Genomic DNA, 266 nt, shown 5'->3' on the forward strand with positions numbered 1-266 from the left:
GTGCAGGTCGCCAGCAGGAACGCGCCCGCTGCGCCGAGCGTGAGCGAGAACACCGCGATTTCGGCGGGCGCGATCGCGCCTTGCGCGGAGGCGCGATGACGCGTGCGATTCATGCGTGCGTCGATCTTCAGTTCGAGCAGGCAGTTGAACGCGAACGCCGCGCCCGCGAGCAGCCAGATGCCCAGCGTGCCGCCCACGAGCACGCGCCACGGCACCGATCCCGGCGTCGACAGAAACATGCCGATGACGGCGGAGAAAACGGCGAG

1 protein-coding gene is annotated in these 266 nt (G+C 69.2%); it reads right to left on the reverse strand.

Going from position 1 to position 266, the window contains the following annotated elements; translation table 11 throughout:
* A partial coding sequence (locus tag SB751_RS31250) for a UbiA family prenyltransferase (RefSeq protein WP_410749177.1) occupies positions 1–266 on the reverse strand: 266 nt, incomplete at both ends.

Source organism: Cupriavidus sp. SIMBA_020 (assembly GCF_046535395.1).
Classification (GTDB): Bacteria; Pseudomonadota; Gammaproteobacteria; order Burkholderiales; family Burkholderiaceae; genus Cupriavidus; species Cupriavidus campinensis.